This is a genomic window from Achromobacter sp. Bel (assembly GCF_012928505.1).
GTDB lineage: Bacteria > Pseudomonadota > Gammaproteobacteria > Burkholderiales > Burkholderiaceae_B > Achromobacter.
Genome location: NZ_JABBJN010000033.1, coordinates 1 through 25,877 on the forward strand (window position 1 = coordinate 1; position 25,877 = coordinate 25,877).

Below are 25,877 nucleotides of genomic sequence, written 5' to 3' on the forward strand. Positions count from 1 at the left end.
CGTCGTTGCTGCGACTGCGTCCGATGCTGGATGCCATGTATCCGCCTCGGGCGGCCATCTTTTCCCCGCCCGACGACACCATCGTGTGCCGCTGCGAAGAACTGACGGCAGGCGATATCCGCAAGGCGGCCGCCATCGGCCAGCCCGGACCCAATCAGATCAAGTCCTACACGCGTGCCGGCATGGGCCCATGCCAGGGCCGCCAGTGCGGCTACACGATCGCGCATATTCTCGCGGCGGAACAGAAGCGGCCGGTGGCGGAAGTGGGGTTCTACCGCATCCGCCCGCCGCTCAAACCGTTGACGCTGGGGGAACTGGCGTCGCTCGACATCGAGGAAACGCAACCATGAGCACGCGCACTTGCGATGTGATCGTGATCGGCGGCGGCCTGCACGGCCTGTCGGCAGCGTTGCAGATGGCGCGCCAAGGCAAGCGGGTGGTGGTGATCGAACGCCATTGGGTCGGCCGGCACGCCTCGGGCGCCACGGCGGCCGGCGTGCGCACGCTGAACCGGGACCTGGGCGAACTGGACCTGTCATTGGAGGCGATGGACATGTGGCACGACATGGCGTCGCTGGTCGGCGACGACTGCGGCTTTCATGCCAACGGGCAGATCTGCGTGGCGGAAACGCCTGCCGCGCTGGCCGCGCTGCAGACCCGCGTCGACGGGCTGCGCGCCAGCGGCTACACCCACGAAGAACTGATCGGCCCCGATGAACTGCGGCAGTTGTTGCCGGAACTCAGCCACCATTGCCTGGGCGCGTCGATCGCGCGGCGCGACGGCGCGGCGGATCCGCACCGCGCATTGCGCGCGTTCCGCCACAGCGCCGAAGCCGCGGGCGTGGCCATCATCGAACACTGCGGCGTGACCGGGCTGGCGCGCGCCGGGCAGGATTGGCGCGCGCAGACCGACGCCGGCGATTGGACCGCGCCGTATGTGGTCAACACGGCCGGCGCCTGGTCCGCGCGCGTCGCGGCCATGGTGGGCGACGACATCCCGCTGGCGACCAAGTCGTCCATGATGATGGTCAGCGAGCGCCTGCGCCCCTTCATCAAACCCGTGGTGGCCATCATGGGCCGATCGCTGTCGTTCAAGCAATCCGACCAGGGCACCCTGGTGATCGGAGGCGGCCTGCAAGGCATCCCCGACCTGGACCGCGAAACCTCCACGGCGCGCATGCAGGTGCTGGCCAAGGGCGCCCATGCCGCCACCGATCTGTTTCCGGCCGTGCGCGATATCCGCATCGTGCGAGTGTGGGCGGGCCTGGAAGCGAAAACGGCCGATATGTTGCCCATCGTCGGCCCGTCGCCCAACGCGCCGGGCGTATTCCATGCGTTCGGCTTCTCGGGCCATGGATTCGAGCTGGTGCCGGTGGTCGGCGCCGCGCTGACCGACCTGGTGGTTCATGGAAAAACCGACCGCGCCATCGGCAACCTGCAAGCGCAGCGTCTGATGCGGGGCAAGGGCGCCGCGCCGTCCGCACCGGAGCACGCATCATGATGCGCTACGCCATCAAGCGCCTGCTGCTGGCCATTCCGACGCTGTTGGCCATGTTGACGGCGGTCTTCATCCTGGTGCGGCTGGTGCCGGGGGACCCTGCCGCGGTGATGCTGGGCGACCAGGCCAGCGCCGAAGCCCTGGCGGCCTTGCGCCTGCGTCTGGGACTGGATCTGCCCACGCACGTGCAGTACCTGCGCTTTCTGGGTGACATGCTGACGGGCAACTTCGGCGTGTCCATGGCCAGCGGCCGAACCGTGCTGCAGGAAGTGTCGCTGGTGCTGCCATGGACGCTGCAGCTCACGGCGGCGGCCATCGTGATCGGCGTGGCGTTCGGCTTGCCCATGGGTATCTGGGCCGCGCTGCGCCGCAACGCCTGGCCGGATTACCTGGGCCGCCTGCTGTCGCTCACCGGCTTGTCCTTTCCGGCTTTCGTGTCCGCCATCCTGATGCTGCTGGTGTTCGCCATCCAGTTGCGCTGGTTTCCCGTCATCGGCGCGGTCGGCGCGGGCGACTGGACGACGCAATTGCGCGGCCTGGCGCTGCCCGCCTTCAACCTGGGCCTGATCATGATGGCGTACGTGATGCGCGTCACGCGTTCATCGATGCTGGGAGTGATGGGCGAAGACTACGTGCGTACCGCAAGGGCCAAAGGCGTTCGGCCGATGCGCCTGATCGTGCGCCATGGGCTGCGCAACGCGCTCATTCCGATCGTGACCGTGGTGGGCCTGTACTTCGGGACGCTGATCGGCAACTCGGTGCTGACCGAGATCGTGTTCAACCGGCCGGGCCTGGGCAAGCTGATCCTGGGCGCGCTCAACAGCCGCGACTACACGCTGCTGCAGGGGCTGATGGTGGTATTCGCGTCGTGTGTGATCGTCGTCAATCTGCTGACCGACCTGGTGTACGGGCTGGTCGATCCAAGGGTGAAATACAAATGAGCGCTGTCGCCGCCATTCCGTCGTCCCGCCCCAATGCCTTGTGGCAGGCGTTGTCCAAGAACCGGCTGTCGTGGATCGGCATCGGGCTGCTGCTCGTGATCGTGCTGGCCGCCGTGTTCGCGCCGTGGCTGGCGCCACACGATCCGTTGCAACAGAACATCGCCTATCGGCTGGAGCCGCCATCGGCGGAGTTCTGGCTGGGCACCGACAGCTACGGGCGCGACGTGCTGTCGCGCCTGGTCTACGGCGCGCGCGTGTCGCTGCTGGTGGGCTTTGTCGCCATCCTGATCGCCATGTGCATCGGCTCGGCGCTGGGCATTCTGGCGGGTTATCTGGGCGGCCTGGTCGATCAGCTCATCATGGGCCTGGTCGACGTCCTGCTGTCGTTTCCCACCTTGCTGCTGGGCTTGATGGTCGCCGCCATGCTGGGCGCCAGCCTGGAAAACCTGATCATCGCCATCGCCATCACCGAAATCGCGCCGTTCGTGCGGGTGGCGCGCGCGCCCACCATCGCCCTGAAACAACGCGATTTCGTGGAAGCGGGCAGGGCGCTGGGCTATGGCCCGTTGCGGCTGATGGGCGTGCATATCCTGCCCAACATGGTGTCGGACGTGGTGGTGCTGGGGTCGCTGTGGATGGCGTCGGCCATTCGCACCGAGGCGTCGCTGAGCTTTATCGGCCTGGGCGTGCCGCCGCCCGCGGCGACGTGGGGCAGCATGATTCGCGAAGGGTTCGAGAACATCCTGGATGCCTGGTGGCTGACGGTGTTCCCCAGCGTGGCGATCCTGTTGACCGTCCTGGCGCTGAATCTGCTGGGCGATGCCCTGCGCGACGCCATTGATCCCAAGTTGCGTTCGGAGCGCTCATGAACCCTCAACCGAACAGCCTGTCAGGCTCCCAGGCTCCCGTGCTGGAGCTGCGCGACCTGCGCACGGAGTTCCGCGTGGGCGGCGGCTGGCATGCCGCTGTGCGCGACGTGTCGCTGCAAGTGGGGCGCAACGAAACGCTGGCGGTCGTCGGCGAATCCGGTAGCGGCAAGAGCGTGACGGCCTTGTCGGTGTTGCGCCTGCTGCCGGAGGCGGGGGCCCGCCACGGTGGCGGGCAGATCCTGCTGGATGGCGCCGATCTGGCGGCGCTATCCGAAAAGCAGATGATGGCACTGCGGGGCGAATCCATCGCCATGATCTTCCAGGAGCCGATGACGTCGCTGAACCCCACGATGACCGTGGGCGACCAGATCGCCGAGGCCATCCGCCAGCATCGCCGGCTGCCGTGGAAAGAGGCGCGCCGGCTGGCGCTGGCCGTGCTGGAGGAAGTGAAGATTCCGGCGGCCGCCAAGCGTTTCGGCGACTACCCGCACCAGTTCTCGGGGGGCATGCGCCAGCGCGTCATGATCGCGATGGCCTTGGCGTGCAAACCCCGGGTACTGCTGGCCGACGAGCCGACCACTGCCCTGGATGTCACGATCCAGGCGCAGATCCTCACGCTGCTGTCGGATCTGAAGGCCGCGCACGGCATGGCGGTGCTGTTCATCACGCACAACCTGGGCGTGGTCGCGCAGATTGCCGACCGCGTCGCGGTCATGTACGCCGGCGAGGTCGTCGAGACCGCCGACGTGCAGACGCTTTTTGCACGGCCCACGCACCCGTACACCGAAGCGCTGCTGCGCGCGATGCCGCGCGTGGACGCCGATAGCGCGGTGCTGGAATCCATTCCGGGCGGGGTGCCGGCCATCACCGCCATGCCCAAAGGCTGTGCCTTCGCGCCGCGCTGCCGCCTAAAGGAGGCGCGGTGCGAAGCCGAACGGCCAGCGCTGACCCGTATCGGCCCGTCTCACGAGGTGCGCTGCGTGGTGCGCGCCGAACCGCTTGGGGGCAAGGCATGAGCGATCTTCTGCAAGTCCGCAACCTGGTCAAGCGCTTTGAAAGCGGCGGCGGTTGGCTGGGTGGCGAAAAACAGGTGGTGCGGGCGGTGAACGACGTGTCGTTCAGCGTCGCGCGGGGCCAATCGCTGGGGTTGGTCGGGGAGTCCGGCTGCGGAAAATCGACCGTGGCGCGCACCTTGCTGCGGCTGATCGAACCGGACGAGGGCAGCATCGTCTTCGACGGGGTGGACATCCGGCAGGCCGGCGCCTCCGCCCTGCGCGCATTGCGCCGCCGCATCCAGATCGTGTTCCAGGATCCCTATGCGTCGCTCAATCCGCGGCGCACCGTGCGCCAGGCGCTGTCGGAGCCGCTGTTCGTCCACAAGCTGGGCAATGCGGCGCAAATCGCCGCCAAGGTGGAGCAGGCCGTTGGCGAAGTGGGCCTGCCGGTGTCGGCGCTGGACCGCTTTCCGCACGAGTTTTCGGGCGGGCAGCGCCAGCGCATCGGCATCGCCCGCGCATTGGTGCTGGACCCGGAATTGATCGTGGCCGATGAGCCCGTGTCGGCGCTGGACGTGTCGGTCCAGGCGCAGATCCTGCAACTGATGGAACGCCTGAAGCGCGACCGCGGTCTGTCGTTCGTGTTCGTCTCGCACGATCTGGGCGTGGTGCGCCACTTTTGCGACACGGTCAGCGTGATGTACCTGGGCCGCATCATCGAACACGGGCCCACGTCGCAGGTGCTTGACCGTCCCTTGCATCCGTACAGCCGGGTCCTGCGGGATTCGTCGCCCGTGCCGGACCCGGCGGCGCGCATCCGATTGCTGAAGATCGAAGGCGAAATCCCCGCGCCCACGCACTTGCCGCCGGGTTGCACGTTCCATCCTCGCTGCGCCCGCGTCCAGGCGGATTGCGCCAAGCGGGTGCCCGCGCTGGAATCGTTGGGCGGCGGCCGGTCGGCGGCCTGTTTCCATCCGCTGGTCGAGGATGCCCCGGCCATGGTCCAGGCCTGAACTCAGGTTGAAGGGCAGGTCAACGGCCGGGCCGGCATTCAGGTCCAAACCGTGGCCGCAAGCCGGCGTCAGCCCGCGATGCGTCGCTTGCTGCTGTCGCGCACGACCAGTTCGGGCGCCAGCCGCAGGCTGTCCGGCTGGCCGCCTGCCAGCTTCTGCAGCAGCAGTTCCAGGCCCAGCCGTCCCATCTGGTGCATGGGCGAATGGATCGTCGTCAGGCCGATAGGCAGCGCGCCCGCAAGCGGCGTGTCGTTGTAGCCGACGATGGCGACGTCGCGCCCGGCTTCCAGGCCCTGGTCGCGGGCGGCGCCCATGACGCCTACGGCCAGGAAGTCGTTGACGGCGAAGATCGCGGTGGGGCGGTCGGCGGGCGACAGCAGCCGGGCGCCGATGTCGCGGCCGGCGTCGGTGTCGAACGGGCTTTCGATGCGCCAATGCGCCGGCACGTCCACGCCGTGCTGCGCGCAATAACCGAAGAAGCCGTCGGAGCGGTCGCGGCCGGTGCTGGCGAACGGTTCGCCCACCATCACGGCGATGCGCCGATGGCCCATGTCCAGCAAGTGCTTGGCCGCCAGCCGGCCGCCTTCCAGATCGTCGCAGGTGACCGCGCAGTGGTGGTCGGCATGGCGGCTGACCAGCACGAAGGGCACGTCGCGCCGCGCCAGTTCAGCCAAGAGCGGGTTGGGCGGCGCGTTCGCGGGCGCGCTGTGCGCGTCACCCAGGATCAGGCCGTCCACGCGGCGCGCCAGCGCCATGTCGATCAGCTTGCGCTGTTTGTCCGGGTCGTCCTGCGTGTTGGACACGAAGGTCAGGTAGCCGTGCTCGGCGGCGGCCTCGTCGATGCCTTCGTAGATGGTGGCCAGCACCATGTCCGACAGCCGGGGCACCAGCACGCCGATCGTGCGGCTACGCCGCGTCTTCAGGCTGGCCGCGTGGGGATTGGTCTGGTAGTGCAATTCGGCGGCAAGCGCCCGGATGCGTTTCACCGTGTCCGGGGCCGCTGCGCCGCGCGCATCGTCTTCGGATCCGTTCAGGACCCGGGACACGGTTGAAACATTCAAGCCGAGCTCCCGCGCCAGGCTTTGCAGCGTGACAGGGCGCGATCTATTCATGGGGCTGGAGGATACACGCGGAAATAGCGCAGCAGGGCGCATTCCGGCAACCTAGGGTTTTCACCGAGTCGATTTTTGGATTTGGACCCCTTAGCATTGCGCAACCCAAACGTTTGGGTAAACCGACTGGATAGACACGCAATGACAACTGAAAGCCAGGATTCCCGGTTCCGGTACCGGATCTTCACCATGGTCGTGCTGCTGGCGCTGATCAACTACATCGACCGCGGCGCCATGTCCTACGCGGCCGCGCACATCACCGGCGAATACGGCCTGGACCGCGGCGCCTGGGGCTCGGTGCTGGGCTACTTCGGCTACGGCTACATGGTTGGCGCCCTGTTCGGCGGCATGCTGGCCGACCGCTACGGCCCGCGCAAAGTCTGGATCGTGGCCGGCGTGGCCTGGTCCGTGTTCGAAATCGCCACCGCCTGGGCGGGGGATTTCGGCCTGGCGTTCCTGGGCGGTTCCGCGCTGGCTGGCTTCGCCACCATCCGCATCCTGTTCGGTGCGGCCGAAGGCCCGGCGTATTCCATCATCAACAAGACCATCGCCAACTGGGCGACCACGCGCGAACGCGGTTTCGTCGTGGGGTTCGGCCTGCTCAGCACGCCGCTGGGCGCCTTGCTGACGGCCCCCGTGGCGGTGGGCCTGCTGACGCTGACCGACAGCTGGCGCGCCATGTTCTTCATCCTGGGCGGCGCGGGGCTGCTGGTGCTGGTGTTCTTCATGCGCATCTTCACCGACCGCCCGGAAACCAACCCGCGCGTGTCGCCGCAGGAACTGGCCGAAATCCAGGCTTCGCGCGCCCAATCGGCCACGGGCGCCCAAGCGGCCGATGCGCCCGCGCTGCCGTGGTGGAGCTTCTTTCGCAGCAAGACGCTGTTGCTGAATACGCTGGGCTACTTCGCGTTCATGTACGTGAACTTCCTGCTGTTGACCTGGACGCCCAAGTACCTGCAGGACAACTTCGGTTATAGCCTGTCGTCGCTCTGGTACATGGGCATGATCCCCTGGACGGGCGCGTGCGTGACCGTGCTGCTGGGCGGCCGCATTTCAGACTTGCTGTTCAAGCGCACGGGCAGCCTGAAGATCGCCCGCAGTTGGTTCGCCGCCGCCTGCCTGCTGGCCACGACCTTGTGCTTCCTGCTGGTTTCGCAGGCGCAGTCTGTGTTCGCCGTCATTGCCCTGATGACCCTGGCCAACGCGCTGAACGCCTTGCCCAATTCGGTCTACTGGGCGGTCGTGATCGACACCGCGCCGTCCAACCGCGTAGGCACCTTCAGCGGCCTGATGCACTTTTTCGCCAATATCGCCTCCATCCTGGCGCCGACCCTGACGGGCTATCTGACGGCGCGTCATGGCTACTCGGTGATGTTCATCGCCGCATCGGTGGCGACAGCCGTCGGCATGGTCGCTATGCTTCAGGTGCGCCCGGGCGTGGGCCCGCGCATGCCCGCCAGTCCGGCCCAGCCTTCCGGAGCTTCCCAATGACCCAAGCCAACCCGACTTCCCCGCAACTTGCCGTCGAACCCGGATTCTTCCGGGGGCGTCGCATCGCCGACTTGCAGCAGGCCATGGCCAGCGGCAGCCTGACCGCCGAGGATCTGGTGCGCCACGCCGGCGCCGCCATCGAGCGGCTGAACCCGCAGCTCAACGCCTTCGTCCATGTCGACATCGCCGCCGCGCTCGCCGTCGCCCGCGAACGCGACGCCGAACGGGCAAGCGGCAAGGTGAGGGGGCCGTTGCATGGCATTCCCATCGCCATCAAAGACAACGTCGACACGGCCGACATGCCCACGACGATGGGCGCGGCCCATTTCCTGGGCCACCGGCCGCCAGCCGACGCGCGCTGTGTGGCGCTGCTGCGCGAAGCCGGCGCCATTGTCGTCGGCAAGACGCTGACGCATGAATTCGCCTACGGGCCCACCGGCGACCGCAGCGTGCAGGGCGCGGCGCGCAACCCGTGGCGCACCAGCCAGATGACCGGCGGTTCCAGCGCAGGCAGCGCGGCCGCCGTCGCGTCCGGCATGGTGCCCGTGGCGTTGGGCACGGACACTGGCGGTTCCGTGCGCGTGCCGTCCGCGCTATGCGGCCTGGTCGGCTTCAAGCCCACGCATGGCCGCGTGTCCGACGCGGGCGTGTTTCCGCTTGCGCCGACGCTCGAAGATCCGGGTGTGCTGGCACAGTGCGTGGAAGACGCGCAAGTCTTCATGCAGGCGTTGAGCGGCGGCGCGATCGCTCCCGCCATCGCTGGCGTTGACGCGCCGCGGATGGGCTGGGTGGCAAACGTTCCCTTCGCCATCGACGACGCGGCCGTCACCGCTTGCGTGCGGGCGGCAGCGGAACGCTTCGCCCGCGGTGCCGTGCCCGCGGCGCCCGAGGTCACGCAGTACGCGCGCGCCTTGCAAAGCGCGCTGGGCGCCATCCAGCGCGCGGAAGCCTATGAAGTCCATGCCGAACGCGTGGAATCCGAACCCGGAAAGTTCGACCCCGAAGTGCTGGAACGCCTGCGCGCCTCGCGCCCCGTGCAGGGGTGGGAGTACGTGCGGGCGCTGAAGGAAAGGACCCGTTTGCAAGCCGAATTCGCACGCCTGTTCCAGCAGGTGGATGTCCTGGCGCTGCCCGCCGTCGCCATCACCGCGCCCGCGTTGCAGCAACGCACCGTGGCGGGGCCGGGCAGCGCGGGCGTGCGTGAAACGTTGCTTGGCCTGACCAACCCCTGGAATGTGTTGGGGCTGCCCGCCATCAGCCTGCCCGCGGGCTGGGTGAACGGCATGCCGGTAGGCTTGCAGCTTGTCGCCGCGGCCGGCGCGGACGAGACCTTGCTGGCGCTGGCCGCCAGCCGCTGGCAAGCGCCGCCAGCAGACTGACCGGATGGGCCGGCCGGTGCCGCGTCGCGTGCGCGGGCCGGCCCCGCATGCTGCGCCGCGGCATGACGCGGCGGAATGGCGGCGGTAGTTTTTTTCGTTTGCGGCGTTGCCGGGCGGCTCCCAGAATGACTTGGCGGCGCCGGCTGGCTGGCCTGCGTCGACATCCAAAAAATAATGAGGAGACGTTGTATGCAGGGCTATACCCGCAATCCGTTGTTCGTCGCCGTCTTGAGCGCATCGGCGCTGTTCGTGGCCTTGCCGGCCCAGGCGGTATCGCCGCCGCCAGCGCAAGGACAGAACGGCATGGTCGCCAGCGCTCACAAGCTGGCCAGCCAGATCGGCGTGGACGTACTGAAGCAGGGCGGCAATGCCGTGGATGCTGCCGTCGCCGTGGGCTATGCACTGGCCGTGACGTTGCCCCAGGCGGGCAACCTGGGCGGGGGCGGATTCCTGGTGATCCGCATGGCCGATGGCCGCGAGACCATGGTCGATTTCCGCGAAGCCGCGCCCTTGGCCGCCACCGCCGACATGTACCTGGACCCGGATGGCAAGGTGCGTCGCGAAGCCGTGTCGCGATCCTGGCTGGGCGCGGCGGTGCCGGGCACCGTGGCCGGACTGGAATACGCTCGCGGCCACTACGGCACCCTGCCCAGCAAGTCGCTGGTGATGCCGGCCGTGGCGCTGGCTCGCGACGGCTATGCGCTGACCCAATGGGACGATGTCGTGGTTCACGCCGACCTGTTGACCGCCTTTGCCAAAACCGATGCCTACGTGGGCAAGTACTTTCTGAACGGCGGCCGGCCCTACCGCGCCGGCGAAACGTTCCGCCAGCCTGCGTTGGCCAAGACCTTGCAAACCATCGCGGACGACGGACCCCAGGCGTTCTACCAAGGGTGGATCGCGGACGAGACCGTGCGGGCCAGCAAGGCGGGCGGCGGCATTTTCGCGCCCGAGGACTTCGCGCAGTACAAGGCCCTGACCTACAAGCCCATCCACTGCAACTATCGGGGCTATGAACTGGTGTCGGCCGCACCGCCCAGTTCCGGCGGGATTTCGCTGTGTGAAAGCCTGAATGTGCTGGAAAACGTGTCGCTCAAGGATATGGGCCTGCGTTCCGCCGCCAGCACGCACCTGTACATCGAAACCCTGCGCCGCGCCTTCGCGGACCGCAACGTTGAACTCGGCGACCCGCGCTTCGTCGAGAACCCCGTCGACAACCTGATCTCGAAATCCTATGCGCAACAGGTGCGCGCCAGCATCGATCTGGGCCGCGCGACGCCGTCATCGGCGATCAAGGGCGGCACGCCGGTCAAGGAAGGCAACCACACCACCCATTACTCGATCGTCGACAAGGCGGGCAATGCGGTGTCCGTCACGTACTCGTTGGGCTTGCGCTTCGGCACGGGCAAAGTCGCGGGCGACGCGGGCTTCTTCCTGAACGACACCATGGAGGGCTTTACGGCCAAAGTGGGCGCGCCCAACGTGTTCGGCCTGATCCAGGGCAAGGCCAACGCGATCGCGCCGGCCAAGCGTTCGCTCAGTTCCATGACGCCGACGGTGGTGCTCAAGGACGGCAAGGTCTACATGGTGACCGGCAGCCCGGGCGGTCCGCGCATCATCACCACGACCCTGCAGACCCTTCTCAACGTCATCGACTACGGCATGGATGTGCAAGCTGCCGTCGACGCGCCACGCATCCACCATCAATGGCTGCCGGACACCGTCTATCTGGAAGCGGGCGCGTTGTCGCCGGACACGCAGGCGTTGCTCGAGAAAATGGGCCACACGTTCAAAGTCCAGGAAAACTGGAGCGTGGCCGACGCCATCGTGGTGGACCGGGACCGTGGCCTGATCTTCGGTGGTCACGACAACCGCGCGCCAGCCGGAGCGGCGTTGGGCTACTGAGCGCACAGGCAGGCGTCCGCGCTCGATGGCGGGCAGGGCAGGCGGCGGCCGATCGGCCGCCGCTGTTCTAGATCGGGCCGACCGACGTGCCGAAACGGATGGCGTGGCGCCTGCCTTGCACCAGGAATTCCTCATCGCCGTTGTCCGCGCCGGGCTCACGCATCCACATCATGGCCGACAATCCGGACTTGGCGTCATAGCTGCCGAACCAGTCGATCAGCCGCGCGACATAGCAGCGCGCACCCACGTGCACCGCGATATCGGCCACGGTTTCATAGGAATAGTGCCCCGCGCCATACTGGTAGTAGCGGTCCCGCTCGTCGTCTTTCACGTCGGCGGGGATCGGGCACAGCGGTCGGGCCGGTGCGCCCGGCGGGTTGGCGGAATCTCCGCCGCCCCTTGCGGATTCGGGGTCGACCCCGGCCAATGCCTGCGTCAGTCCGGCATGCAAGGCGTCGTCCAGGATGCGGACCTCGTCTTTATCGGCGCGCTTCTGCTGTTTCGGCACTTGCAGCTGATAGCGGTACTGGACGGTCAGGGTGGGCACCTCGCCCACCGCATGCAGGGGCCGCAGCAGATAGACCTGGTCCGCGCCGTAGTTGCTGTTGCGATAAGCCGCGTAGACGCGGCCGCGCAAGCGGACCCAGTCGCTGCCCTGGTTCGAGCCGCGGCCGTTCAGCGTGTACAGGCCGGACACGGCATCGCCATTGGCGCCGATGGCCTCGGCGTAGCGGTCGCCCACGCGCCGCAGGGCGCTGATGTCTGAAAACAGGCCGGTACCGCCGGTGTAGGAATCGATCACCAGGTCGCGCTGGCCGTCCCCGTCCAGGTCCATCAAGGTGTAGGACGCGGCCCCGTTCTCGCCGCCGGCGTCGATGCCGGACGCCTGCAATGCCTTCCACTCGTCCGGCGTCACGCCGTCTGGCCGCTTGGCGGGGAACCTGGCCTCGTCGTCATCGACGTTCGCTCGGACATTGGCGAAAGTCGTCATGCCGCCCTGGATGGACAGGGCCGCCAGCGCGTCCTCCAACGGGAACTCGGCGTTCTTGCGGCTGGCGGCCTCTACCGCCTGGCGCAGGTCTTCCAGCGCGAGCCGGTCGGTCTCGTCCGGCACGTAGGCCGTGGCGCTGCGCAGCAGGTCCTGCAAGGCGCTCAGGCGCACCAGGTACTGGTCGCGGATGCAGCCGGCGTCGGCGCCGCAGCGGTTGCGCGCGCGCAGCCAATCGCGCTGGTCCTGCCGCAAGGCGGTGCGGCCGTCCGGCCGGGCAGCGCCCAGTTTGCCGTAGACGACCGACAGGTCGCTGTCACGGCGCAGCAGGTCCGCGTCAGCGCAGATGGCCAGTTCGGTAGGGGTCTTCGCTTGCGCGCAGTTCATGCCTGCGGCAAGCGCGGGCGGGGCAAGGGGTGCCAGCGCCAGAAGGACGGCAAGCAAGGGTTTGGGGATCGGTGTCAACGTTCGGCGGGGAGTGGGTGAGGTACAGTGCATTACACGATTGAACCGTTGAACCAGGCAAGCCGGCCGTTGCGGCCCGCGCCAAATATTTGTGAGTTCCATGATCGACGACCTGATCCAACTGGGCAAACTGATCAGCCTGGGCCTGGCGCTGATGCTGCCGCTGGCCAATCCGCTGACATCCATGACGCTGCTGCTGTCCCTGGGCCAGCAAATTCCCTACAAAGAGCGCGAACGCCAGGTCACCCAGGCGGCCTTCTACGTCGTCGGCATCATGCTGGTGACCTATTACGCGGGCGCGTGGATCATGCACACGTTCGGCATCTCGATCCCCGGCCTGCGCATCGCGGGGGGACTCATCGTGGTCAGCATCGGATTCAGCATGCTGTTCCCGCCCGCCGAGTCGCGCACGCTGGAATCCGAGGCGGCCGCCGACGCGCAACAGCGGCAAACGCCCAACATCGCCTTCGTGCCGCTGGCGCTGCCCGGCACCGCGGGGCCGGGCACCATCGCCATGATCATCAGCGGGGCCGCGTCGGTGGATACCGCGATCACCCCCGACTATGCGCCGTGGGTGATCGCGGTGACGCCGGTCATCGTGTTCGCCTTGCTCGGCGTGTTCTTCTGGATCTGCCTGCGCTCGGCGGGCCGCATCGTGGCGGTGATCGGCCAAAGTGGCGTCGAAGCCATCTCACGCGTCATGGGCTTCCTGCTGGTCTGCATGGGCGTCCAATTCGTGATCAACGGCGTCCTGGAAATCGTTAGCCAGCATGCCGGCGGATAGCCCGGCGTCGCGTGGCGGTTGGCTGCGGCGCGGCGCAGTCGTCTTCGGGCGCGTCGCCGGCAGCCTGCTGGTCGCGGCCTCCGCCTTGTGGGGCGGATTGGCGATCGCCTATCAGGCGCCGGGCGGCGTTTGGGGAAAAGGGGCCGCCGCGCTGCTGTGGACGGGGCTGTGCACGGGCGCGCTCGTTGCGGTGTGGCGCCGCGGCCCGTGGCGCCGGCGCGCCGGATGGGCCTATGTGGCCGGGGGGCTCGTGCTGTGCGGTTGGTGGCAGACGCTTGCGCCTTCGAATGACCGCGTCTGGGCCGACGATGTCGCGAAGATGGTGCGCGGCACGGTGCAAGGGCCGGTGGTCACGCTTGCGAATGTGCGTAATTTCGATTGGCGTTCGGACGACGACTACACGGCGCGCTGGGAAACCCGCCAATACGACCTGGACCAGCTTGTTTCCGTGGATATGGCGCTGTCGTATTGGTCGGGTCCGGCGATCGCCCACACGTTGGTGTCCTTCGGTTTCTCGGATGGCCGTCATGTGGTGTTCTCGGTCGAGATCCGCAAAGAGCGAGGCGAGCAATTCTCCGAGATCGGCGGGTTCTTCAAACAGTTCGAATTGAGCGTGGTGGCGGCGGAGGAACGCGACATCCTGTACGTGCGCGCCGGGCCGCGCGGCGAAAGCGTCTACCTGTATCCGGTGCGCATGCCCGTGCCTGTCATGCGTGAATTGTTCCTGTCGTATGTCGCCACCGCCAATGCGCTGGTCGATACGCCCCGCTTCTATCACACGGTGACAGCCAATTGCACGACGCTGGTCTATCAGATGGTGCGCGCCATCGTTCCGGGGCTGCCGCTGGACACCCGTATCCTGTTGTCGGGCTATCTGCCCGAATACCTGTACGAGCAGGGCGGCTTGGACGCCAGGGTGCCTTTGGAGGTGTTGCGCCAGCAGGCAGCGGTCGGCCCGCTGGCCGCGCCCGGCGACGACCCGCAGGCCTTTTCCCGCCAGATCCGGCGGCATGGGCCGTCCGCGCCGCTAGCCCCAAGCCCATAGACGCCGCTACGCCTGATAGGCGCGCAACAGCGTATCGACGCCGTAGTGGCAGGTGGCCAGATGGTCGGCGCGCGGGCCGTCGGCATACCCGCCGACCAGCCGCGCATGGAATGCGATGCCGTTGATCAGATTGCCCAAGGTCAGTGCGGCCTGGCGCGGGTCGTCGATCTTCAGCTCGCCGCGTTGGCAGGCGTGCCGCAGGCATTGTTCCAGCGGCGTGTGGACTTGCTTGTCGACGGCCTGTTGCAGGGCGGCTGCGAGTTGCGGCATCCGGTGGCATTCAGACACCAGCAGGCGGTGCAGGGCGGCCGACTTGGGCTGTACGGCATAGGCCAGGAGGCGCACGGCAAGATCGTGCAGGGCGGCCCCTACCGGCTGGCGGGGTGGCGTCGCCAGGAATACGGCGGCCCGCAGATTGTCCAGTTCAAACTGCAGCACGGCCGCCAGCATGCCCTCTTTGTTGCCGAACAGCTGATAAGCGGTCGCCGCGGATCCCCCGGCCTGTTGCACGATGCGCTGGATGGAGGTCTGCGCGTAGCCGTGTTCCAGCAGGGACTGGCTGGCCGCTTCAAGCAGCCGCCGCCGCCGGGCTTCGCCCTTGCTGGTCAGCGCGCGCGGCACGGAATCGGCCTGATCGCCCATCACCTGTTTCTCCCCGTTTCCAATCCGTGTTTTCAGACGAATTTACCCGACTTTAGGCATGTAATGTAGAGTACATTACACTCTCAAGCGCTTCACGCGTGCGCATTTCTCTCACGTGAGTTTTGGGTCTGGTATCGGAACCGGGCTGTTTTGAAGGAGGGCGCCAAGATGTCCTGGCTAACCCTGAGCATTGCCCTGATTGTCGCGGCCGCCATTGCTGCGGTCCTGCTGCGCCACCCCGGTGTTGTCTTGTACGACTGGATCGTCACCCGTCAGGCTGCCGCCCGCGCGCGCCGTTCCGCCATGGCCCGGGTGCGCCCGGCCACGTTCCAGGCGCGTCCCGCCCTATCCGCTGCGCAAGCGCAGCCGCGCCCCACCGAGCACGCCGAACCCGCCGCCATGGCGGGATAGCCGCTTGGCGATCTTTTCCCTGCGAAGATAAAAAAAGGCCATCCTGGAAAGGATGGCCTGAAAGTAAGGAAGGGCGCCCCGACTCTGCTCAGTTGGGGCGGCCCGTAGCCTGCTTAGAAGCGATGGCGGATGCCGACGCCGACCGTGCTCATCTTGTTGCCATCGATGAAGGCGGCGCCATCGGCGTAGGACGCCAGGGCGTACAGATTGGTCCGCTTGGACAGGTCGTACGTGTAGCCCAGGCTGTAGATGTCCATGGCGTACAGGTTCTTGTTCGGATCAGCACGCTGCCACGACGCGAAGACGTTGCTGGCGCCGCCGATCGGCGCGCTCACGCCGACCATGTACGAGTTGATGCGCAGGCCGTCCCACGTGAAACGGTCGTTGGAGAAGCCTTGGCCTCGGGCCGGGCCGCCAGCTTGTTGGCGGCCGCCCATCAGCTCGAAGTCCTGGCCTGCGAAAACGCCGTCTTCCGAACGGCCGTAGGCCAGCGACAGCTTGACCACTTCAAAGTCGTACGCACCGCCGATGATGAACTGCTGCGGTTGCGGCTGGTTCGGCTTGCGGTATTGCACGTCATACGACAGGGCCAGCTTCAGCGGGCCGTTGTCGTAGCGCACGCCGGCCGTGATGGCGCGGTTGTTTTCCTTGGTCTTGAAGCCGGTCGGGCCTTCGACGTCATCCGTCGAGAACGAGTAGCCCACGCCGCCCTGGAAGCCGCTCCAGACCGGGGTCTGGTACATGACCATGTTGTCGTAGCGGACCGTGTTGGCCGCGCTGAAAGCCATACCCATGTTGGCGTTCAGGTAGTCCAGCGAGAACGGGTCGATATCGCCGAAGTACTTCGACGCGATGTTGGTTTGACGGCCCAGTTCCAGCAGACCCCATTGGTCGCTGCTCAGACCGATCGTGGCCTGGCGGCCGAACAGGCGGTCGCCTTGCGAGCGGTTGCCGTTATTGGCCGTGAAGCCGCTTTCCAGCGTGAAGACCGCCGACAGGCCGTCGCCCAGGTCTTCCGTGCCGCGCAGGCCGAAGCGGGAACCGTTCTGGATGCCATCGTTCATGCCGATGCGGGATTGATAGTCACCGCCATACACGCCACGATTCGAATCGGTGGTGCCGACCTTGCCGCGTTGGTACGTCAGACCCAAGTCGACGATACCGTACAAGGTGACGGACGTCTCAGCCTGCGCCGCACCGGCCATGCCAGCCAGAATCGCGCCTACGAGCAAAGTTTTCGTTAGTTTCATATCCACATCCGGTTCTAAGGCTTGTATTGCCTGCTTTCAGCGCCGTGAAAGCAGCCCAGGTCTCCACAATAGGGAAGGCCGCCGGAAAACATGAAACTGAATACTTCTTAATGGTTCTTTATATAAAAATTGGGGCCGTATTTACGGGATTTTCCCCTGACGGCGGCCTGAAGGCAAAAAAATTAGTTACTTGGTTCACACATAAAAACGGGTCATTTATGGCTTAAGAACAACAGTTGCCCAAAAAGTGACCGGCATTGGCCTCGTAAATCTACGGCTAAGCATTGATATTATTGAAGAAAATAATGTCTGCTTGTTGCGTACAAATTGATAAAGTGTGTCTATCATTTCGTTGCGACTGAGACCGCATTGCATTCAAATGCGCCTGCCTGCGCCAGCAATCCATGAAAAATGCGCATCGCGCCGGCCGGCGGATGCGCACGGGTGGGGCGACCCGGGTCTCGGTGCGTGACCCGTCGCCTTGCCGTCAGCGGGCGGGTCTTTGCAGTCCCAAGTGCCCGCGCAGCGTGCTGTGTTCATACTCGGTGCGGAACAGGCCGCGGCGCTGCAGGACGGGAACCACGTGGTCGACGAAGTCGTCGATGCCGCCGGGTAAGGCGGGCGGCATCAAGTTGAAGCCGTCCGCCCCATCGTTCCTGAACCAGAATTCCATCTGATCCGCGATCTGCTCGGGCGTGCCGACCATCGTGCAGTGGCCGCCGCCAGCGGCCAAGCGCCCCAGCAACTGGCGCACCGTGGGCTGTTCCGTCTCGATGATCCGCAGAATCGTCGCGTACCGGCCTTTTGGCCCCTGGAATTCGGACAGCGGGGGCAGCGCCGGCACCGGCGCGTCCAGCTCCCAACCGCTGCAGTCCTGCAATACGAAGGTTCCCAGTTGCCGCAGCGACGCGTCGCTGGGCAGCAGCTCGTCCAGTTCGCGCTGCTTGGCCCGGGCCTCGGCTTCGGTGGCCCCGACATAGGTGACCAGGCCGGGCATGATCGGGACGAAGGCGTCGCGGCCCGCGGCGCGCACGCGCTGCTTGATGTCGCGGTAATAGGACTGCGCGGCAGGCAGGTCATACGCCACGGCATAAATGGCTTCAGCGCGGCGGGCGGCCAGGTCGCGGCCCTGGTCGGATGCGCCGGCCTGGAACAGCACGGGGTGGCCTTGCGGCGGGCGCGGGACGGTCAGCGGGCCGTCGACCAGGAAATGATCGCCATGGTGGTGGATCGGGTGGATGCGTTCCGGCACGCCATAGACGCCGTCGCGGTCGATGGACAGGGCCTCGTCTTCCCACGAATCGAACAGGCGTAGCGCGACGTCCACGAACTCTTCGGCGCGGGCATAGCGCCAGTCGTGCCCGGGCATGGCCTCGTAGCCGTGGTTGCGGGCTTCGGCGTCGAACATGGAGGTCACCACGTTCCAGCCCATGCGGCCGCCTGAAATGTGGTCCAGCGACGCAACCATGCGGGCGGCGTGGAAGGGGGTGAAGAAGGTGCTGGAGACCGTGCTGATCAGGCCGATGCGGGTCGTGGCCCGCGCAATCGCGGCCATGGCGGTCAGCGGCTCCAGGTACCAGCGCGGGCCGTCGCCGATGTTGTCCGTGGATTGGCCGTCGGCAAAGAAGATGGCGTCCAGCTTGCCGCGTTCTGCGGTGCGGGCCAACGCTTCGTAATAGCGGATGTCGCCCAGGCGTTCGGCGGCCGAGCCCGGGTGGCGCCAGGCCGCTCGGTGATGGCCGCAGCCGAAGATGAACAGGTTCAGGTGCAGCATGGCGGTCAGTTCTTGACGAGGCCGCCGTCCACGACCAGGTTCTGGCCGGTGACGCTGCGCGACCACGGGCTGGCGAAGAACAGCACGGCATCGGCGAATTGCTCGGGCGTGGTGACGGCGCGCAGCGGCGTGCTGGCGGCGATCAGGTCGAACACCGCCTCGGGCGTGGCCGCCGACGCGTCGGTCGTGCGCAGCAAGCCGCCCGACACCATGTTGACGGTGATGCCGTGCGGGCCCAGGTCATGCGACAGCGTGCGGGTGAACGACAGCAGGGCGGCCTTGGCGGCGGTGTAGTCGTGGTAGGGCACGACCGGGTTCTGGACCAGGTTGGTGCCGATGTTGATGATGCGGCCGACGCCGGCGCCGCGCATGCCGGGCAGGGTGGCCTGCACGGTGTTCAGTGCGCCGCGCACGCAGCCTTCGATCTGGTGGTTCAGATCGTCCCAGGTCAACGTATCGGCGTGCGGGCGGGCGTCGCCATTGAACTGGAAGGCGGGCAGGGCGTTGTTCACGACGGTCGTGACCGGCATGCCGAAATGGCTTTGCGCCTGCGCCACCATGGCCCGAACGGCCTGCGCGTCGCGCACATCGGCGGCGACGGCCAGCGCGCGGTCTGGCGCGGTGGCCGCCAGCGCCTGGGCGGCTTCGGCGCTGTTCAAGTAGTTGATGGCCACGCGCGCGCCTTCGCGCAGGAAGGCGCGCACGATGTGTGCGCCCAGGCCTCGGGCGCCGCCCGTGACAAGAATCAGTTGTTCGTTCAGGGCGGGGGCGGAGTGTGCAGGGGACATGGTGAGGCTCGTCGATTCCATCGGCAGGCACACAAAACGGGTGCCGCAAGCGGGCGAACTTAGCATGAATCAATGCGCCGTTGACATTGCCTCGCCGCTCTCCTAACCTTGCGGCAATTCCTGGGGGAGCCCTGTTTCGGGCTGAGATTCCGCGTCGTCGCGGTAACCCTTTGAACCTGATCCGGGTAATGCCGGCGAAGGGAAGGACATCGCACGACTCGCGCGCCCTCCCTAGACTTTCATCCATCTTGCGGCCCCTGCATCCGGGCGGGCCGCGCTGTTGCGCGCCCGGCTTGCCGCCGGGAGCGGGAGGGCCGTTTCGCATGTTGACCCAATCCACCGCCTTGATGTGGCTGTTGCTGTTTTCCGGCGGCTTCGCGCTGGCCAGCGTGCTCTACACGCGGCGCAAGCGCGGCACCCTGGAAGACTACATCGTGGCCCGCAACAGCCAGGGCGCCTTCGGCACGATCCTGACGCTGATGGCATCCACGCTGGGCGCATGGATCCTGTTCTCGCCGGCGCAGGCGGCCACGTGGGGCGGCCTGGCGGCGGTGATCGGCTATGCGCTGGGATCGATGTCCCCGCGTCTGGTGATGATTCCGCTGGGCCGGCGCATGCGGGAACTGATCCCGCACGGGCATACGCTGACCGAATTCCTGATGGCGCGCTACGGACGGCCGATGTACGGGCTGGCGCTCTTCATCATGCTGTTCTACCTGTTCATCGCCTTGTCGGCCGAAGTCACCGCGATTGCCAAACTGGTCACGATGCTGGCCCCGGTGCCGCTGTGGGCCACCGCCGCCATCGTGATGGGCACGACGCTGCTGTACACCACCTACGGCGGCCTGCGTTCGTCGATCTTCACGGATCAGGTGCAGATGATGGTCATCGTGCCCTTGCTGGTGATTCTGTGCGTGGTCGGCTGGCAGGCCGCGGGCGGCGTGTTGCCGACGATCGAAGCGCTGCAGGCCAAGGCCCCCCAGTTGCTGGACGTGACCGATCCCGGCGGGGTGAAAGCGGGTTTGACCTTCTTCGTGGCGATTTTGCTGACGGGTATCTTCCACCAGGGCAACTGGCAGCGCATCTATGCGGCGAAAGACGCGCGTTCGATGCGTAACGGCTTTCTGTTAGGTGGCATCCTGGCCGCGCCGTTCATCTTCCTGATGGGCTTGTTCGGCCTGGCCTTCGTGGGCGTTGCGCCGGCGGGCGACAGTTCGATCGCGCTGTTCAGCGTCATCATGCCGCACGCGCCCGCCTGGTTCGTGATCGCGCTGATCCCTTTGGGCTTGGCGCTGGTGATGAGCACGGCCGACACGGCAATCAGTGCCGTGTCCAGCATCGTCGCGGTGGACATGCGCCGCCTGATGCCCAACGCCGACGGCATGGACATGAAACGGCTGGCCCGCTGGGCGGTCCTGCTGCTGGCCATCCCGGTCATGATCGTGGCGTCGCAGGGCTACAGCGTGCTGTACCTGTTCCTCTTGGCCGACCTGCTGTGCTCGGCGGCCGCTTTTCCCGTGTTCTACGGTTTGTTCAGCCGCAAGCATGATGGCCTGACGGCGACCACCGCGACCATCACCGGGCTGGCGGCGGGTCTGTTCTTCTTCCCGGCGCCGGGCGACAAGCCTACGTTCCTGTTGGAATCGTTCTTGCTGGCGGCCTTTGTTCCGGTGGTCACGACGGTGCTGATGCGCCTGGTTCGGCGTGGCGGCCAGCAGTTCGATTTTGCGACGTTAAGCGCCGCGGTGCGCCGACTGGATCGGGACGCGGTCTAAGGCTCGATACTGCGGGGGTCGATAGGGTGGGGGCGATATGGGGGGGCTAGGCGCCGAACCGGATGGGCGCCCCGACTAAACGGGCGCCTCGCCGATCAAAACAAAAAAGCCTTGGAGCACATAACGTGTCCAAGGCCTTTTCGTCTGGAATTTGGTGGAGCGGAGGAGGATCGAACTCCCGACCTTCGCATTGCGAACGCGACGCTCTCCCAGCTGAGCTACCGCCCCAATGAAGCAAGACCAAAACTATACAGGAACATTCTGGCGGCGCGCAACACGCCGCCAGACAAAAATTTTCAGACAAATTCCAGCGTGGCAATTACCGGCGCATGGTCCGACGGCTGCTCGTTGCGGCGCGGTTCCTTGTCGATCACGCAGGCGACGCAGCGCTTGACCAGCGGGGCCGACAGCAAAACGTGGTCAATCCGCAGGCCGGCGTTGCGGCGGAAGGCGAACTGGCGGTAGTCCCACCAGGAAAACGACTTTTCAGGTTGCTCGAACAAGCGGAAGGAATCGGTCAGGCCCAGATCGAGCAGCGCGCGCAAGGCGGCGCGTTCCGGTTCGGACACCAGGACCTGGCCTTCCCACTTTTCCGGGTTGTGCACGTCTTCGTCGGCGGGGGCGATGTTGTAGTCGCCCAGCACGGCCAGGCGCGGGTACTGCTTGATCTCTTCGGCCAGCCACTTGTGCATGGCCTCGTACCAGGCCAGCTTGTAGACGTACTTGTCGGAGTCCAGCGACTGTCCGTTGGGGCAGTAGGCGCATACGACGCGCACGTCGCCTTCGGGGCTGGGGAAGGTCAGGGCCAGGACGCGCTGTTGCGGATCTTCGTAGTCGGGGATGTTGCGGACCATCGACGTGCCTGGCATGCGCGAAACGATGGCGACGCCGTTATAGGTCTTCTGGCCGGCCCAGACCGCGTGGTAGCCCGCCTCCTTGAAGGCGTCCTCGGGGAATTTGTCGTCGGTGAGCTTCAATTCCTGGATGCACAGCACCTCGACCGGATTGGCAGCCAGCCAGTCCAGCACCTGCTGCAGGCGCACGTTCAGGGAGTTCACGTTCCAGGTGGCTAATTTCATGATTTTTGTAGACCGTTTGTTTATGCGGTTCTCAGGGGTGCTGCCTTCCAAAAAAACCCGGCCTAGCTACTGATCTGGCTACTCATCCGGGGCGTGGTTGGCGGGCGCCGGGGACAAGGCCAGATGATACCTGCTCATGCTGCCTTCCTCTGCTTGCCGCGCACGATCAGTGCCTGGACGCTGACCGGCGCGGGCGACGCCGAGCCGCACTGGGTCATTAACGTCATGTTCACCGCCTTCCGCTTGTTGTTCTACGCCTTCAGCTGCTTCAAAGCCCGCCTCGCCCGCTTGAATGTTCTGACTGCCTGTGAGTTCGCTTCTGCTGTAGAACTCCCCCATGAGAAGACGCGACTTCTGATGCAACGTTTCTCTGGGGGAAATCCCAACTGAATCACCGGATATGATCGATATTCTGTTTTTTATCGCGGCTCATCCAAAATTTATTAAAAGCAAAGAAGGCGACCGCCATTACGACTGCAGTTGCTAGTCCACCGAGCAAGCTTCTGTCGAGAGATATGTTACGAACCCAATGGTTGACCATCGTTACTACGACGATGGAAGTCGATGCCAGAATTGTCGCGGCAGTGGCTCGTTTGAAGCGCGAATTGGTTGCGCAGTATTTTCCTAACGCCGATGTGAAATAGGTTAAGAGGCAGATCGAAAATACGGATATAAGTTCGTCTTTTTGCATGGGGTCACCGCAAGGTTGGAATAATATTAGTATTAACGACGAAGGATGGGTACGTCCTTCCTTCGTCACCTCTGTCTGCTATCGGCCTTGATAATTCCACGGCACTGGTCGGCCATTCCGATAATTGCAACGAACTGGATCGCAATCGCTCATGCCAGGCCCAAACGATCCATACGGGCTAAAAGGTCTTCGCTCCGAGACGCCCACTGCTGCTGACGTCCCGATGCCCACGGCACCTTGAGCGACTGTTGCTGCAACAGGGTTTAAACCAAGCCCAGGGACCAGACCGGCGGCAGCGCCGCCTGCGCCTGCCAGGAGGACGCCCGACATTGTCGGCGTGGTTCCGTTCGCGAGACTGCCAGCGATGTGCGCTCCTGCTCCCACCAACGCCCCTATGCCAGCACCTACGAGCGGCCCTGCTGCACCCTGAAATTTGTCCTGCTCGAGTGTTGTAAGGCCGGTTGCGGAATGCGGCGTGTCCATGAATGCACTTGCCCATGCATTGGGTAGCTCGGCAGAATGCGAGATGGTCTGAAAACTGCCAATTACCAAAGCGGCAGTGATTGCAAAATAGCGGAAATTTTTTTTCAAGGTTATCTCCATAGAAATACTGGGGTGAAGAACCCCAATCTACATCGACGGCCTGTTGAAAAACAGGTTAGCAATTTCCGCGTCATATTTTAAATTTCAGGCTCACTTAGTCGGGTAATGACCAACTCACAGGCAGGGGCGAGGTGCGAAAGTGTCGTATGCGATCAGTCCGTTGGAAAAATGCCCCTATCTGTTGAGGAGAAGTGTTGGGGGTATCAGGAACATGTTGTGTCGGTCTTACGAGCATTAATACCCCACTAATTTTCCCTTCGGCGTCCCTGGTGCCCCAGCGAGATAAGAAGTCATCAAATGCGTATGCTCTATTCCCGGAAGCAGGATCTGCAACAGTCACGCTAGCGTCTCCGATATTTCTCAGTACTACGAAATGCCCCACAGTGGTGCGCGTACGCCGTGGGTGCATAAATAGGACGGCCGGAACCGTTAATTTTTGCAGGTCCGCCGCATCGACTCGTAGTGATATGGATTCGTACCCAAGTAGTTTCAACGCGTGGGCCATGTCCGTGAGTGAGTATGGGCGATCGACGGTGGGTAGCAAACTCAGCACCCGGGCCTCGCTAGTTGGCGCGTTGAAATGGCTGGTTAGTAGCGTTGCAATGGAGGCTGCGCCGCAGGAATAATCGAAGTATTGTCGAACGACTCCCTGGTCTCGCAGAGTTTTCCAAGATTCAATTGTGCGATTTCGATTGTCATCTAATTCAGTTCCCAAAGCCGTCAGGGGCATAGTCACCAAAACGAGGGCGCGAGTTAGTATGTTGAAAGCGGAAAAACTCAAAGCCGTCGCCTTCGCAGCCGCGCAATTAGTTTTCATACATGAAGCTAAGTTGCGCACTATTGTCCCCCGACGTGCCGGACAATTTTGTTAGAAAATTACCGTAGAGCGATATCCGTTCGTTCAATGCATATCCAACGCCCAGCGTCATATGAATCTGACTCTCGTTCAGGTTTAGCTTGCGGCCGGCGAAACGGTCCGCTATCTGGTAAGAGAACTGCAACCCAGAAGACAACGTTACTCGGTCATTTGCTAGAAAGGAGATCGCAGGAGCGACAGTGAAGGAAGTCCCTAACTGGTATTTTTTCCCTTCAAAATCGACGGGCCTTTTAAGCGTAGTGGAGGCAGTTAACGACATGACAACGGGGTCGTCGATCAAGTAACCGCTCAGCCCCATCGTGACACTATGAAGATATACTGTCTTCGGTCGAAATGGCAGCATGGATAAGCGGTCAGCAATGCCTAGGGAGCCAAACGCAAATGCGCTGGTCGAACCGCCTCGATAAATACGAGTGGAGAGATTTGCTGATAAAGAACTGAAGGAAAACCGCTGCTCCCGTTGAAGGTCACCGGTGGTGTCGCTATAAGTTTGAGTGTGTGACCAAGATCCAGTCGTCCGAAGACCGATTTCGTTGTTTTCGGTAATGCCATACCTAATCCCTAGCATGCCCACAAGCTGGTCTGTCTGCCGCTGCTCAGTGTCGAGGCCGGACACAACAGGCACTGCAAGAGTCGGGGTGAGCTGGAGGTTCGCGCGGGTATATCCCTTGGTCGAATCCGAAGCGTAATTCCCGTATGAAATTCCACCTTCATATCTGACTTTCCCTTCATCGGATACAAACTCATCAATGATCCATATCGGAGCAGACGTTCGCGAATCGGAAAGCAGGGACTCTTTGCCCCAAGCAGTGGCCGATAAGAGTGCTGCCCAAGCGACAAACAGAGGTCTCATTTTCTTCAAGCTGAAACTCCCATTTTGCGAAATAACAAAAATGAGATACTAAATAGATCTCATTTTCAATCGCAATAGGATAATTCCTATTTTTATATAAACGTGTCGTCGGCGGGTACGGTTGCGGCGGTTCCTCTTCTTTCTCTTTTAGCTGCTTCCCAGGTCACGCCGTCGGATCCCGGCAGGTTTGCGAGAGGGCTAGGGCACCGAAGACTTTTTGTCGCTTGGCGCCCTGCGTTTATGCAGGCTGCTGAGGGGGATGCACGTTGGAAAGCAGGTGCGCATCTGCATAAGGCATGGGGGTGCGGGTGTGGAAAAGGCCGAGAAGTCGCAACAATTCTGTGAGAATTGCTGAACATTATCGCCAGTCTCATTTCGTAGTATCTCCACTGAAAGAAAAATGAAAGGTGGAGATGTGGCGATCTGCAGTGAATGCGAGACCATCGCGCAGCACACCCGCGGGGCGCCTGGCCATGCCGGGCTGATCAGCCTTGGCCCGGTGCGCAGCCTGCGGGCGGTCAGCCGCAAGGCGACCCACGAAGCGTTTGTCTGCGTGGTCTGCGATACCGGCTGGGATTACCTGGACGATAAGCGCGATCCGTCGGCCGGCTGGACGCGATGCTGATGCCCCTTCGGCCCGACCTGCCAG

At 64.5% G+C, this 25,877-nt stretch carries 24 protein-coding genes, 1 tRNA gene and 1 riboswitch; of the genes, 15 read left to right on the forward strand and 10 right to left on the reverse strand.

The window, feature by feature from the left end; all coding sequences use genetic code 11:
• From HG262_RS19830 to HG262_RS19855, 6 genes are all read left to right on the forward strand, one after another.
• A partial coding sequence (locus HG262_RS19830) for a (2Fe-2S)-binding protein (RefSeq protein WP_169272645.1) occupies positions 1-350 on the forward strand: 350 nt, incomplete at its 5' end.
• The gene (locus HG262_RS19835; RefSeq protein WP_169272646.1) at positions 347-1,501 is read left to right on the forward strand and encodes an FAD-dependent oxidoreductase; all 1,155 of its coding nucleotides are present in this window, start codon (positions 347-349) and stop codon (positions 1,499-1,501) included. The genes HG262_RS19830 and HG262_RS19835, both read left to right, overlap by 4 nt.
• Positions 1,498-2,439, forward strand: coding sequence for an ABC transporter permease (locus HG262_RS19840; RefSeq protein ID WP_169272647.1), 942 nt, complete (start codon positions 1,498-1,500; stop codon positions 2,437-2,439). The genes HG262_RS19835 and HG262_RS19840 overlap by 4 nt, the downstream gene beginning before the upstream one ends.
• Positions 2,436-3,308, forward strand: a complete 873-nt coding sequence (locus HG262_RS19845; protein ID WP_169272648.1) for an ABC transporter permease — start codon at positions 2,436-2,438, stop codon at positions 3,306-3,308. Before HG262_RS19840 ends, HG262_RS19845 begins: the two co-directional genes overlap by 4 nt.
• A complete protein-coding gene (locus tag HG262_RS19850; protein WP_169272649.1) occupies positions 3,305-4,324 on the forward strand; it encodes an ABC transporter ATP-binding protein in 1,020 nt (339 codons plus the stop codon). The genes HG262_RS19845 and HG262_RS19850 overlap by 4 nt, the downstream gene beginning before the upstream one ends.
• The gene (locus HG262_RS19855) at positions 4,321-5,316 is read left to right on the forward strand and encodes an oligopeptide/dipeptide ABC transporter ATP-binding protein (protein ID WP_169272650.1); all 996 of its coding nucleotides are present in this window, start codon (positions 4,321-4,323) and stop codon (positions 5,314-5,316) included. Before HG262_RS19850 ends, HG262_RS19855 begins: the two co-directional genes overlap by 4 nt.
• A gap of 68 nt (positions 5,317-5,384) precedes the next feature.
• Here the strand turns inward: HG262_RS19855 and HG262_RS19860 are convergent, their stop codons facing one another.
• A complete protein-coding gene (locus tag HG262_RS19860; protein ID WP_169272651.1) occupies positions 5,385-6,428 on the reverse strand; it encodes a LacI family DNA-binding transcriptional regulator in 1,044 nt (347 codons plus the stop codon).
• Between the two features lie 141 nt (positions 6,429-6,569).
• Between HG262_RS19860 and HG262_RS19865 the strand changes: the two genes are divergently transcribed.
• From HG262_RS19865 to ggt, 3 genes are all read left to right on the forward strand, one after another.
• Positions 6,570-7,919 carry an MFS transporter gene (locus HG262_RS19865; RefSeq protein ID WP_169272652.1) on the forward strand — a complete coding sequence of 450 codons (1,350 nt, stop codon included), beginning with the start codon at positions 6,570-6,572 and terminating at the stop codon, positions 7,917-7,919.
• Entirely contained in the window at positions 7,916-9,298 is a 1,383-nt protein-coding gene (locus HG262_RS19870) for an amidase (RefSeq protein WP_169272653.1), read from the forward strand. The genes HG262_RS19865 and HG262_RS19870 overlap by 4 nt, the downstream gene beginning before the upstream one ends.
• A 189-nt stretch (positions 9,299-9,487) precedes the next feature.
• Entirely contained in the window at positions 9,488-11,203 is a 1,716-nt protein-coding gene (gene ggt, locus HG262_RS19875; protein ID WP_169272654.1) for a gamma-glutamyltransferase, read from the forward strand.
• A gap of 67 nt (positions 11,204-11,270) precedes the next feature.
• Here the strand turns inward: ggt and HG262_RS19880 are convergent, their stop codons facing one another.
• The gene (locus HG262_RS19880) at positions 11,271-12,635 is read right to left on the reverse strand and encodes a lysozyme inhibitor LprI family protein (protein ID WP_248293431.1); all 1,365 of its coding nucleotides are present in this window, start codon (positions 12,633-12,635) and stop codon (positions 11,271-11,273) included.
• A gap of 121 nt (positions 12,636-12,756) precedes the next feature.
• Here HG262_RS19880 and HG262_RS19885 point away from each other — a divergent pair, with 121 nt between their 5' ends.
• On the forward strand, positions 12,757-13,440 hold the full coding sequence (locus HG262_RS19885) for a MarC family NAAT transporter (protein WP_169272655.1): 684 nt from the start codon (positions 12,757-12,759) through the stop codon (positions 13,438-13,440).
• On the forward strand, positions 13,427-14,485 hold the full coding sequence (locus tag HG262_RS19890) for a DUF4105 domain-containing protein (RefSeq protein WP_169272656.1): 1,059 nt from the start codon (positions 13,427-13,429) through the stop codon (positions 14,483-14,485). The genes HG262_RS19885 and HG262_RS19890 overlap by 14 nt, the downstream gene beginning before the upstream one ends.
• A gap of 6 nt (positions 14,486-14,491) precedes the next feature.
• On the opposite strand, the gene HG262_RS19895 is transcribed toward HG262_RS19890, so the two are convergent.
• Entirely contained in the window at positions 14,492-15,127 is a 636-nt protein-coding gene (locus HG262_RS19895; protein ID WP_169272703.1) for a TetR/AcrR family transcriptional regulator, read from the reverse strand.
• Between the two features lie 168 nt (positions 15,128-15,295).
• Here HG262_RS19895 and HG262_RS19900 point away from each other — a divergent pair, with 168 nt between their 5' ends.
• On the forward strand, positions 15,296-15,538 hold the full coding sequence (locus HG262_RS19900; protein ID WP_169272657.1) for a hypothetical protein: 243 nt from the start codon (positions 15,296-15,298) through the stop codon (positions 15,536-15,538).
• 113 nt (positions 15,539-15,651) lie between these two features.
• Here the strand turns inward: HG262_RS19900 and HG262_RS19905 are convergent, their stop codons facing one another.
• From HG262_RS19905 to HG262_RS19915, 3 genes are all read right to left on the reverse strand, one after another.
• Positions 15,652-16,788 (reverse strand): porin, encoded by a 1,137-nt coding sequence (locus HG262_RS19905; protein ID WP_169272658.1) that lies wholly within the window; start codon positions 16,786-16,788, stop codon positions 15,652-15,654.
• Positions 16,789-17,275: 487 nt separating this feature from the next.
• On the reverse strand, positions 17,276-18,562 hold the full coding sequence (locus HG262_RS19910; protein WP_169272659.1) for an LLM class flavin-dependent oxidoreductase: 1,287 nt from the start codon (positions 18,560-18,562) through the stop codon (positions 17,276-17,278).
• A 5-nt stretch (positions 18,563-18,567) separates the two neighbouring features.
• The gene (locus tag HG262_RS19915; protein ID WP_169272660.1) at positions 18,568-19,350 is read right to left on the reverse strand and encodes a 3-oxoacyl-ACP reductase; all 783 of its coding nucleotides are present in this window, start codon (positions 19,348-19,350) and stop codon (positions 18,568-18,570) included.
• Between the two features lie 112 nt (positions 19,351-19,462).
• Positions 19,463-19,570, forward strand: a riboswitch (TPP riboswitch).
• Positions 19,571-19,673: 103 nt separating this feature from the next.
• Between HG262_RS19915 and HG262_RS19920 the strand changes: the two genes are divergently transcribed.
• On the forward strand, positions 19,674-21,125 hold the full coding sequence (locus HG262_RS19920; protein ID WP_169272661.1) for a sodium:solute symporter family protein: 1,452 nt from the start codon (positions 19,674-19,676) through the stop codon (positions 21,123-21,125).
• Between the two features lie 152 nt (positions 21,126-21,277).
• On the opposite strand, the gene HG262_RS19925 is transcribed toward HG262_RS19920, so the two are convergent.
• Positions 21,278-21,353, reverse strand: a tRNA-Ala gene (locus HG262_RS19925).
• Positions 21,354-21,421: 68 nt separating this feature from the next.
• Positions 21,422-22,204, reverse strand: coding sequence for an exodeoxyribonuclease III (gene xth / locus HG262_RS19930; RefSeq protein ID WP_169272662.1), 783 nt, complete (start codon positions 22,202-22,204; stop codon positions 21,422-21,424).
• Positions 22,205-22,327: 123 nt separating this feature from the next.
• Between xth and HG262_RS19935 the strand changes: the two genes are divergently transcribed.
• On the forward strand, positions 22,328-22,594 hold the full coding sequence (locus HG262_RS19935) for a hypothetical protein (RefSeq protein WP_169272663.1): 267 nt from the start codon (positions 22,328-22,330) through the stop codon (positions 22,592-22,594).
• 1 nt (position 22,595) lies between these two features.
• Here the strand turns inward: HG262_RS19935 and HG262_RS19940 are convergent, their stop codons facing one another.
• Complete coding sequence (locus HG262_RS19940; RefSeq protein ID WP_169272664.1) at positions 22,596-22,895, reverse strand: hypothetical protein; 300 nt, start codon at positions 22,893-22,895, stop codon at positions 22,596-22,598.
• A 1,409-nt stretch (positions 22,896-24,304) separates the two neighbouring features.
• Entirely contained in the window at positions 24,305-25,237 is a 933-nt protein-coding gene (locus tag HG262_RS19950) for a hypothetical protein (protein WP_169272666.1), read from the reverse strand.
• 391 nt (positions 25,238-25,628) lie between these two features.
• Here HG262_RS19950 and HG262_RS19955 point away from each other — a divergent pair, with 391 nt between their 5' ends.
• Positions 25,629-25,853: a hypothetical protein gene (locus HG262_RS19955; protein ID WP_169272667.1), complete on the forward strand. Its 225-nt coding sequence runs from the start codon at positions 25,629-25,631 to the stop codon at positions 25,851-25,853.
• Positions 25,854-25,877: the final 24 nt, after the last annotated feature.

What these genes read in the sequence shown, in the direction of transcription:
- HG262_RS19915 (WP_169272660.1), bottom strand. Translation starts at nt 19,350, where the DNA reads ATGTCCCCTGCACACTCCGCCCCCGCCCTGAACGAACAACTGATTCTT.
- HG262_RS19840 (WP_169272647.1), top strand. Translation starts at nt 1,498, where the DNA reads ATGATGCGCTACGCCATCAAGCGCCTGCTGCTGGCCATTCCGACGCTG.
- HG262_RS19860 (WP_169272651.1), bottom strand. Translation starts at nt 6,428, where the DNA reads ATGAATAGATCGCGCCCTGTCACGCTGCAAAGCCTGGCGCGGGAGCTC.
- HG262_RS19865 (WP_169272652.1), top strand. Translation starts at nt 6,570, where the DNA reads ATGACAACTGAAAGCCAGGATTCCCGGTTCCGGTACCGGATCTTCACC.
- HG262_RS19920 (WP_169272661.1), top strand. Translation starts at nt 19,674, where the DNA reads ATGTTGACCCAATCCACCGCCTTGATGTGGCTGTTGCTGTTTTCCGGC.
- HG262_RS19850 (WP_169272649.1), top strand. Translation starts at nt 3,305, where the DNA reads ATGAACCCTCAACCGAACAGCCTGTCAGGCTCCCAGGCTCCCGTGCTG.
- HG262_RS19900 (WP_169272657.1), top strand. Translation starts at nt 15,296, where the DNA reads ATGTCCTGGCTAACCCTGAGCATTGCCCTGATTGTCGCGGCCGCCATT.
- HG262_RS19845 (WP_169272648.1), top strand. Translation starts at nt 2,436, where the DNA reads ATGAGCGCTGTCGCCGCCATTCCGTCGTCCCGCCCCAATGCCTTGTGG.
- HG262_RS19870 (WP_169272653.1), top strand. Translation starts at nt 7,916, where the DNA reads ATGACCCAAGCCAACCCGACTTCCCCGCAACTTGCCGTCGAACCCGGA.
- HG262_RS19940 (WP_169272664.1), bottom strand. Translation starts at nt 22,895, where the DNA reads ATGCAAAAAGACGAACTTATATCCGTATTTTCGATCTGCCTCTTAACC.
- HG262_RS19855 (WP_169272650.1), top strand. Translation starts at nt 4,321, where the DNA reads ATGAGCGATCTTCTGCAAGTCCGCAACCTGGTCAAGCGCTTTGAAAGC.
- HG262_RS19905 (WP_169272658.1), bottom strand. Translation starts at nt 16,788, where the DNA reads ATGAAACTAACGAAAACTTTGCTCGTAGGCGCGATTCTGGCTGGCATG.
- HG262_RS19895 (WP_169272703.1), bottom strand. Translation starts at nt 15,127, where the DNA reads ATGGGCGATCAGGCCGATTCCGTGCCGCGCGCGCTGACCAGCAAGGGC.
- HG262_RS19835 (WP_169272646.1), top strand. Translation starts at nt 347, where the DNA reads ATGAGCACGCGCACTTGCGATGTGATCGTGATCGGCGGCGGCCTGCAC.
- HG262_RS19890 (WP_169272656.1), top strand. Translation starts at nt 13,427, where the DNA reads ATGCCGGCGGATAGCCCGGCGTCGCGTGGCGGTTGGCTGCGGCGCGGC.
- HG262_RS19910 (WP_169272659.1), bottom strand. Translation starts at nt 18,562, where the DNA reads ATGCTGCACCTGAACCTGTTCATCTTCGGCTGCGGCCATCACCGAGCG.
- HG262_RS19935 (WP_169272663.1), top strand. Translation starts at nt 22,328, where the DNA reads ATGATACCTGCTCATGCTGCCTTCCTCTGCTTGCCGCGCACGATCAGT.
- HG262_RS19955 (WP_169272667.1), top strand. Translation starts at nt 25,629, where the DNA reads ATGAAAGGTGGAGATGTGGCGATCTGCAGTGAATGCGAGACCATCGCG.
- ggt (WP_169272654.1), top strand. Translation starts at nt 9,488, where the DNA reads ATGCAGGGCTATACCCGCAATCCGTTGTTCGTCGCCGTCTTGAGCGCA.
- HG262_RS19885 (WP_169272655.1), top strand. Translation starts at nt 12,757, where the DNA reads ATGATCGACGACCTGATCCAACTGGGCAAACTGATCAGCCTGGGCCTG.
- xth (WP_169272662.1), bottom strand. Translation starts at nt 22,204, where the DNA reads ATGAAATTAGCCACCTGGAACGTGAACTCCCTGAACGTGCGCCTGCAG.